The 8927-nt window shown below is 50.3% G+C and carries 6 protein-coding genes; all 6 read right to left on the bottom strand.

From position 1 onward, the window contains the following. Positions 1 to 555: glycoside hydrolase family protein (locus SOW26_RS03320; RefSeq protein WP_472911600.1), on the bottom strand; the 555-nt coding region annotated here is incomplete at its 3' end. Then, on the bottom strand, positions 527 to 2467 hold the full coding sequence (locus SOW26_RS03315; protein ID WP_276958705.1) for a PTS sucrose transporter subunit IIABC: 1941 nt from the start codon (positions 2465 to 2467) through the stop codon (positions 527 to 529). The genes SOW26_RS03320 and SOW26_RS03315, both read right to left, overlap by 29 nt. 411 nt (positions 2468 to 2878) lie before the next feature. After that, the gene (locus tag SOW26_RS03310; RefSeq protein WP_154478222.1) at positions 2879 to 3856 is read right to left on the bottom strand and encodes a LacI family DNA-binding transcriptional regulator; all 978 of its coding nucleotides are present in this window, start codon (positions 3854 to 3856) and stop codon (positions 2879 to 2881) included. 12 nt (positions 3857 to 3868) lie between these two features. Beyond that, positions 3869 to 4918, bottom strand: coding sequence for a peptidyl-prolyl cis-trans isomerase (locus tag SOW26_RS03305; protein WP_276958704.1), 1050 nt, complete (start codon positions 4916 to 4918; stop codon positions 3869 to 3871). A gap of 81 nt (positions 4919 to 4999) precedes the next feature. Next, positions 5000 to 8332 (bottom strand): transcription-repair coupling factor, encoded by a 3333-nt coding sequence (gene mfd, locus SOW26_RS03300; RefSeq protein WP_320651884.1) that lies wholly within the window; start codon positions 8330 to 8332, stop codon positions 5000 to 5002. Further along, the gene (pth, locus tag SOW26_RS03295; protein WP_276958702.1) at positions 8329 to 8916 is read right to left on the bottom strand and encodes an aminoacyl-tRNA hydrolase; all 588 of its coding nucleotides are present in this window, start codon (positions 8914 to 8916) and stop codon (positions 8329 to 8331) included. Before pth ends, mfd begins: the two co-directional genes overlap by 4 nt. Between the last annotated feature and the right edge of the window lie 11 nt (positions 8917 to 8927).

The following is an 8927-nucleotide window of genomic DNA, read 5'->3' as shown; positions in this document are numbered from 1 at the left end:
CTTGGAAGAAAACAATAGCACCTCTCCCGTTCCTTCTTTGGTCCGTCCTCCCTGCACCATATAGTAAGTATCCGCTTCCTTCCAGACCTTGGGATCTCTTACATGGCAGCTGTACCTGCTTCCGTAGTCCGCATTACGCATGACGCACTCTTTTCCCTCAACGCTGCGTCCGTCCCTGGAAACAGCGTGAATGGTGTTTGCTTCACGTCCTCTCAGAATGTAATCAAAATCTCCCGGCTGCTTTACGTTTCCCGTATAAAACAAATGCATCACATCCTGCTCCACAAAGGCACAGCCGGAATACGCCCCATCCGTTTCCCAGGGCGTGTCCGCCTCTACCCCGATTCCCAGAAACTGCCAGTTCAAAAGATCCCGGCTGACATAATGTCCCCATCTGCTAAGCCCATTGTTTGCACTTTCCGGACAGTACTGAAAAAACACATGATACTCTCCCTGATACCAGCAAAGCCCGTTGGGGTCGTTCATCCAGCCTACGGGAGGCATCAGATGAAATCCCAGTCTCCAGTTATCTTCCTTCGATAAAATCTTCTCCATACTCTATGGTCCCTTCCTTTTTCAGGCAGATCTGTCCGTAGCTGTCCCCATTGGTAAGAATGACCGGCGTTGCCAGAGACAGTCCCTTTTCCCTGATGGCATCCATATCAAATTCCAGAAGAAGATCCCCTTTTTTGATCCGATCCCCATCCTTTACATGTACGGTAAAAGGTTCTCCTTTCAGATCCACTGTATTGATGCCCACATGGATCAGAATCTCTGCTCCCTTATCGCTGACAAGTCCGATGGCGTGTCTGGTGTCAAATACGGTTGCAACCTCTCCGTCACAGGGCGCCACCACCTTTCCTTCCGTGGGGATCACCGCTGCTCCCTGTCCCAGTACACCGGAGGCAAACGTTTCATCCGGCACTTCGCTCAAGGGAATCGCCTGTCCCTTCAAAGGACTTCCCAGGATTTCCGCCGTATCTGTCTCCGGCAATCCTGCGTTCTCTTCCTCCACTGCCTCTGCTTCTTCTATTCCTGCTTTCTGTGTTTCCGGTTCCTCTTTCGTTTCTTTTGTGTTTTCCTTGCCGCTTTCCTGGCCCTCCGGCACTTCTTTATAGAGGACCCAGGAAAGGAGGAAGGATACGCCTGCTGCGATCAGCATCGTCAGCAGATACGCCACCAGAAAGTCTGTGGTGATCAGTACTCCGAAAATTCCGGTGATTCCATAAGAAGTGGCTTTTACACGCATCATGGATGCAAACAGAGCGCCTACGCCTCCTCCGATACAGCCTGCAACAAATGGTTTCATAAACCGGAGATTGACTCCAAAGATAGCCGGCTCCGTAATCCCCAAAAAGGCAGACAGAGATGCCGGAAGCGCCATTGCTTTTGTCTTTTTATTTTTCGTCTTTAATGCCAAAGCCAAAGCGGCTCCTCCCTGCGCCACATTCGCTGCCGTAGCGATGGGCATCCAGATATTAAATCCCGTTGCGCTAAGAAGCCCCGCTTCCAGCGCATTATACATATGGTGCACGCCTGCCACTACCGTAATGGCATAAACGGCTCCGCAGATCAGTCCTCCGATCCCGTAGGGTAATGTGATCAACTGTTGGATCGCAGAAAGCACTCCGTTTTCCAGTACAGAAAACACCGGTCCGAAAATCGTCAGGGTGCAGTATCCTGTTACCAGAACCGTTACCAGCGGGGTTACAAAGAGATCAAACATTTCCGGAACGATCTTATGCAGCCTCTTTTCCAAAAAGCACATGAACCATACGGCGATCACCACCGGGATCACATGTCCCTGGTATCCTACCAGATGGATGTCATACAGTCCGAACCAGGCCTCTGCAGAGGGAAGGGTTTTTTCCGAAACAGCTACCCAAGCGTTCATCAGATCCGGATGGATCATGATCATCCCGATAACGGCTCCCAGATAGATATTGCCTCCAAAGGCTCTGGCTGCGCTGACAGCGATCAGGATCGGCAGAAATACAAACGCCGCATTGCTGAACAGATGGATGATGGTATAGGTTCCGGACTCTGTCATGGCCGGAAATACCTTTGCCAGCCCTTCCAGCAGTCCCATCAAAAGTCCGCTGGCCACAATAGCCGGAATGATGGGAACGAAAATATCTCCCAATGCCTTGACGGCTCTCTGCAGAGGATTCTGATTTTTGGCCGCCGCCTTCTTGACCTCTTCCTTGGTCACTTCTCCCAGATCCGCCAGTTGGGCAAATTCTGCATATACCTTATTGACTACTCCCGTTCCAAAGATCACCTGCAGTTGCCCGGATGCAAAGAAAACACCCTTAACTCCTTCCAGATTTTCTATGGCATCCTTGTCACACTTGTCATTGTCCACGATGACAAGCCGCAGCCTCGTGGCACAATGTGCGCCTGAAACCAGATTCTCCTTCCCTCCGATCAGCTTGTACACCTGCTGTGCCGTCTTCTTATAATCCATACTTCTTCCACCCTTTCCCTTCCGAATCACATCGTTTGCTCCTATGAACGCCTATATGTGAGAACGATTTCACATTTGTCTTTATCATACGGAGTTTCCCACCGTTTGTAAATCCGCAATAGTGCCAATTTCTGTCTTTCTTTTTTGTGTATTTTTTCCAAAACAATCCGTCCTTTCTCTTTCTGTTCTGTCGTTCCCCCTCCTTCCTGTTTCCGTTTCAAACTGCCGGATCTCTCCATCCCATCAGATGCTGCAAAGCAAACGACGGTGCCGTCTCCTTTCCTGAGATTACACCGCCGTTTCTGTCAGCACCCTTGTCTGTGCTGTTTCTTTCTTTTTTCTTTTCTCTCTGTTTCTGTTTCCTTCTCCGACAAAGTCTGCTGTTGCCTTTTCATCCCTGCTCGGAAAGGATCAGGTGGTTTCCGCCTGAATGATACGATACCCCATCTTCTTTTGGACGATCTTCGGCATTTCCTCCTCTATCGCCTCTATCAGGAGTTCTGCCGCCCGGCTTCCGCTTTCTTCGTAGTGAAATTCTACCGTCGTAAGTCTGGGAGTAAGCAGCCGGCTGATTTCTGAATACCCGAATCCTACCACCCTGACGTCCTGCGGGATACGCTTTCCCGCCTCTTTCAGATACTTCATAGCCCCTACCGCTATGGTATCCGTAGCGCAAAACAATGCGTCCACCTGTCCTGCTTTCAGGATGTCTCTTGCTCCCTCATAACCGGTTTCCATCCGAAACGGCCCCGTCTTCTGCAGTCTGTCCCCGCAGACAAGCCCCGCCTCTTTCAGCGCCTCTAAAAACCCCTTTTTTCTCCGGGTCCCTACTGCCTCATCCTGGATATCCACTCCGATATAGCCCCATTGTCTACCGCCCTGCCGGATTCCCAGGGCGGTGAGGTCGTGCGCCGCACCTTCCTCATCCTGATAGACGCAGCTATGAGAAGACAGTTTCTGCGCCAGTACCACCACCGGTACCTTGGATGCTTTCATCAGCTTCTTATGCGCTCCGGTGAAGATGGTTCCCAAAAGAATGATCCCGTCCACCTGATTTTCCTGAAATACCTGCAGATAATTCAGTTCTTTTTTTTCATCATTTTCCGTCACTGCCAACAGCAGCCGATAGCCCTTTTCTGAAAGGGTTCTGCTGATACCGGAAACCATTCTTGCGATACTGTCTGAATTGATCTTCGGAATGATCACCCCCACCAGCTTTGTTTTCTTGGTACGCAGTACCTGGGCGTGGGAGGAGGGAGTATACCCGGTTTCCCGGATCACCTTTTGCACCCTCTCTCGCTTTTCCTCGCTGATGTATCCTTGATTGAGATATCTGGATACCGTCGCCCTGGACACTCCTGCCAATTTTGCAATCTCATTGATGTTCATATGATCTACCGTCTATTTCTCCTGGGATTCTGTTGTCTGCGAATCCTTCTGTCCTTCCGTCTTCATCTTTACGCTCATCTTGCTTAGCTTGATCTTCTTCCATACCTTTTTGTTTTCTTTGATCTTGGCAGCCTTTGTCCACTCTTCGATTTTAGATTGATAAAGTTCGTTTTTTCTTTCTTCTACAATGGCTCCCTTTTTCGTATTGGTCGCCTCCTGGTCAAACAGGCTGGTGACCTTTGCCACATAAAGGCCTCCCTCTGTTTCTATCAGAGAAGTGATTCCTCCCTCCGGAAGCTGATCTGCCGCCTCTACCACTTCCTTGGTCGGCTGTTCTCCCGTCTTGTCAAACGTCAGCGGCACCGTTTCATATCCGTTTTCCGCCGCGTATGCCTGCAGATCAAAATCCGTCGTATCCTGCGGGAGCCCTGCTGCAAAGGCTTCCGCCGATTTCTTGACAGTCTGCTTTTCTTCCTCCGACAGATTTTTTACTTTTCCGGAGCCATCGGTGGTCTGGTAGGAAAACTTTACATATTCCATTTTTTTCTGTGCCGCTTCCTCATCGGATACGTTGATATCCGCCTCTTTCTGGATCGCCTCTGCCATCTTGTTTTGCAGAGCCAGCATCGTCAGCACCCTCTCCACCGTCTTCTTGCTGCCGGATACCTTCTTTTTTTCTTTGGCCCCATTTGCCTTGTCAAATTTTTTTACCTGCGCTTTGATCACCTGTTTTTCCGCATCGGTCAGCTCTACGCCGTATTCTTTTGCATGCTCCTCTAAAAGTACCATCGTCTCCAGTTCTTTCAACACAGAAGCCTTTACCGTTTCTTCGTAGGTCTTTCCCTTTTCTGCCTTGGTAGTCCAAAGCTGGTCTCCCAGATAAGCGCCATAATAAGCCTCGTACTGTGCCTGGACATATCTGACATAAAAATTTGCCACATCCGCCGTCACCTTAGTGTCGTTGACCGTTACTACCACTTCGTTTTCTTTCATGCCGCATCCTGTCAGGGAAGCGCAAAATAACGCTCCTGCCAGAAGGATGCCCCCGATTCTTCTTTTCATTGGTTTTCCCCCTGATGTTATTTGATCCCTGCCGGGTCTGTTCTGCCTGTAAAAACAGTATGGTATCAGTATAGCTTTTTTCTAAGCTTCAAGCAATCCTTTCATCTCATTTAACACTTTTTTCAATATTTCTACCGGCTGCTCTTCTTCTGCCGCCCGGTTCCTTCTTCGATAGATCAGACGGCTTCCCTTCCCATCTGTCTTGAACTGCAGATCTCCCCGAAAGGTTTCCAAAAATTCCGGTATTTTCTCCACCTGGAACCGCGCCTTCTGATACAGGAGAAAGTGGTAGGCGTCTCCCTTTTGTTCAATGGCGGTTACATAGACTTCCTTTGCCATCCCCTTTAAAACTGCCACCTCCAGGAGCGTTTCCACCTTTTTGGGAAGATCACCGTAGCGATCTGCCAGCTCATCGATCATTTCCTCTTTTTCTTCTGTATTCTCAATGGATGCGATCCTTTTATAAAGCTCCAGCTTCTGCCCTGTATCCTCTACATAGGTATCCGGAATATAAGCGTCTACGGCCACATCCAGCGTTACCTGGAACGTCTCTGCTTCTCCCGTTCCCTTTTGCTCCTGCACTGCCAGGTTCAGCATCTTACAATACAGATCGTATCCCACCGCCTCCATATGACCATGCTGGGCAGCTCCCAAAAGGTTGCCTGCTCCACGGATCTCCAGATCCCGCATGGCGATCTTGAACCCGGCCCCCAGCTGCGTAAATTCCCGGATGGCTGCCAGGCGTTTCTCCGCCACCTCTTTTAACAGCTTGTCTCTCCGGTACAGAAGAAAGGCATACGCCATGCGGCTGGACCTTCCTACCCTTCCCCGCAACTGGTAAAGCTGAGAAAGCCCCAGCTGATCGGCGTCGTGGATGATCATGGTATTTACGTTGGGGATGTCCAGTCCTGTCTCGATAATGGTGGTAGATACCAGAACATCGATTTCCCGGTTGACGAAGCTGTACATGATCTTTTCCAGCTTATGCTCCGGCATCCTTCCGTGGGCGTAAGCCACACGAACGTCCGGCGCCAGCTTCTGGATCCTGGCAGCCACAGATGCGATCTGTTCGATCCGGTTATATACATAATAGACCTGCCCGTTTCTCTGGCACTCTCTCTCCACTGCCTCCCGAATCAACTCTTCGTTGTATTCCATCACATAGGTCTGGATGGGCAGACGTTCTCCCGGGGCTTCTTCCAGCACGCTCATATCCCGGATCCCGATCAGGCTCATGTGAAGGGTTCTGGGAATGGGGGTGGCCGTCAGTGTTAGGACATCCACATTTTTCTTCATCTGTTTGATCTTTTCCTTGTGCCGTACTCCAAATCTCTGTTCTTCATCCACGATCATCAGACCCAGATTTTTAAACGTCATATCGTCGCTCAGTACCCGGTGGGTCCCCACTACAATGTCTACCAGGCCTTTTTTCACGTCTTCCGCCGTCTTTTTCTGCTGGGCAGGGGTTCTGAACCGGCACATCAGATCCACCCTTACCGGAAAATTTTTCATCCGCTGGACAAAGTTGTTATAATGCTGCTGCGCCAGGATGGTGGTAGGCACCAGGTAGACCACCTGCCGATTTTCCTGTACGGCTTTAAAGGCTGCCCGAATGGCGATCTCCGTCTTTCCGTACCCCACGTCGCCGCAGATCAACCGGTCCATGATCTTCCTGCTTTGCATATCTTCTTTCACTGCCTGAATGGCCGCCAGCTGATCCTGAGTTTCCTCATAGGGAAACAATTCTTCAAACTCTTTTTGCCAGACGGTGTCCTCCCCGTAAACGAAGCCTTCCTCCTGCTGCCTCTGTGCGTACAGCTGCACCAGTTCTTTTGCGATCTCCGCCACCGCGCCCTTTACCCTGGTCTTCGTCTTTTCCCATTCCCTCGTTCCCAGTGTATTCAGCTTCGGCGTCTTGGCGTCCGCACCGGCATATTTCTGAAGCAGATCTAGCTGCGTCACGGGAATATAGAGGTTGCCGCCCTGCGCGTAGGCAATCTTCAAGTAGTCCCTGGAAATTTTTTCCACCTCTATCTTTTCGATCCCCCGGTAGATCCCAAGCCCATGATTTTCATGAACCACATAATCCCCCACGTGCAGATCCAAAAAGTTTAACCGGGGCTTTCCCTCCTGTTTCTTTTGCTTGCGCTTTTGCTTCTTCCCGAAGATATCCGACTCCGTCACCACGGCAAGACGGATCTTGGGATATTCATAACCGGACGCCACATACCCACAGGTAACCATCAGTTCTCCCGGATTTACGTTTCTTTCGATATCCTCTGTATAAAAGCTGTTGATCTGACAATCCCTCAGATCCTCTGCCAGACGCTTCGCCCTGGTCCTGGATACGGAAAAGAGGATACTTCTGTATCCTTCCCGCTTCCATCTTTTCAGGTCTCTGGTAAGGGCGTCAAAGCTTCCGTTGTAGGACGTAACTCCCACAGCCTGGAGACTGCAGCTTTCCTTTCTGTGAAAGCCCTTGCACCGTCTCTCCAACGCCGCAAAGCCCACCATGGAAAACCGGTTCATCTGCCGGACCACTTCGTTTGCTCCATATAGCAGCAGCTCTTCTTCCATCTCGACTCCTGCTTCTTTCCGCCTTTTTGCAGCTTCCAAAAACTCCTGCTGGATCAGTTCTCCTTTTTCCAACAGGCGGATGGGATCATCCAGAAACAAACAGGTTTCTTCCGGAGAAAAATATTGTAAAAAAGAAACTTTTTTATAGTCTTTATCCGGTGTTTCCGTGGCAGATCCGATCTCGGCTTCCTTCAAACGTTCCAGAGAACGCTGGCTTTCCGTATCAAAGGTACGGATGCAATCCACCTCGTCCCCCCACAGCTCTATCCGGACGGGGTCTGCCATAGTCAGAGGAAATACATCCAGGATCCCTCCCCGGATCGCAAACTGTCCCAGCGTATCCACCTGGGCGGCACGTTCATAGCCAAGCCCTGACAGTCTGGTTTCTACCTCTTCCAAAAGGAGGCTTTCCCCTTCTCTGATCCGGATCACCTGCTGCTTCATCTCTTCCAGGGGAGCCAGGCCGTCCATAAACCCGTCAAAGGTCAGGATCACCGTCATGCCCTCCCTGTTCCCTAATTTTTGCAGAACCTCCATCCTTTCCCTGGTCAGTTCTTTGCTTCTGACATCTGCATGGTGAAACAGAAAATCCTTTGCCGGATACAGATAGACCTCCCTGTCCAGCGACCGGTATTCTTCATAGATCTCTTTTGCTCTGTCCTCACCGGAACAAGCGATGACTTTATAGAGAAAGCCATCGCCCATTTTATACATCATATGTGTTTTCTGTGACCGGACACAACCGGAAACATACAGCATTCCCGGCTTCTTTTTTGTCTGCTGCCAGACTTCCTCTAGCTGTGTCAGTTCTGCCAAAGGTTCCGTCAACGCTTTCATTCGGATACCTCTTCTGCTTTTCCTTTTCTGTTGAACAGATTCATAGCCGACTCCATCTCTCCTGCTACGATCTTTTCTGTCGCTGCCGCCGCTGCTTCATATCCCTCACACATTTTCTCTTTTTCCTGTCGGGAAAACCTTCCCAGCACATAGTCTGCCAGATCATAGGCCGGCGGCTTTTTCCCCACCCCCACCTTTACCCGGGGGAAGGTCTGCGTGCCAAGATGTGCAATGATGCTTTTGATCCCGTTATGACCGCCTGCACTTCCTTTTTTCCGGATCCGGATCTTTCCCGGTTCCAGACTGACGTCGTCGTAAATGATCAACACCTGTTCTTCTTCCACCTTATAGTAATCTTTGAGTTTTCGGATGCTTTCCCCGCTCAGGTTCATGAAGGTCTGCGGTTTTACCAGCAGAACTCTCTGCCCTGCGATCCGGCCCTTTCCTACAAACGCCCTGCCTTCCCTTTCCGTCACGGAAATCTGATGTGCCTCCGCCAGTTTTTCTATCACCTCAAACCCTGCATTATGACGCGTTCCGTCGTATTTTTCTCCCGGATTTCCCAATCCTGCAATGATCCACATCTGTCTTTCCT

The organism is Suipraeoptans intestinalis (genome assembly GCF_034091795.1).
Lineage (GTDB): Bacteria > Bacillota > Clostridia > Lachnospirales > Lachnospiraceae > Suipraeoptans > Suipraeoptans intestinalis.
Note: the sequence above shows the minus strand (reverse complement) of the source record. Positions and strands in the feature narration are given on the sequence as shown.

Excerpts from the sequence above, each read along its gene's own strand:
- SOW26_RS03305 (WP_276958704.1), bottom strand. The coding sequence starts at position 4,918 with ATGAAAAGAAGAATCGGGGGCATCCTTCTGGCAGGAGCGTTATTTTGC.
- mfd (WP_320651884.1), bottom strand. The coding sequence starts at position 8,332 with ATGAAAGCGTTGACGGAACCTTTGGCAGAACTGACACAGCTAGAGGAA.
- pth (WP_276958702.1), bottom strand. The coding sequence starts at position 8,916 with ATGTGGATCATTGCAGGATTGGGAAATCCGGGAGAAAAATACGACGGA.
- SOW26_RS03315 (WP_276958705.1), bottom strand. The coding sequence starts at position 2,467 with ATGGATTATAAGAAGACGGCACAGCAGGTGTACAAGCTGATCGGAGGG.
- SOW26_RS03310 (WP_154478222.1), bottom strand. The coding sequence starts at position 3,856 with ATGAACATCAATGAGATTGCAAAATTGGCAGGAGTGTCCAGGGCGACG.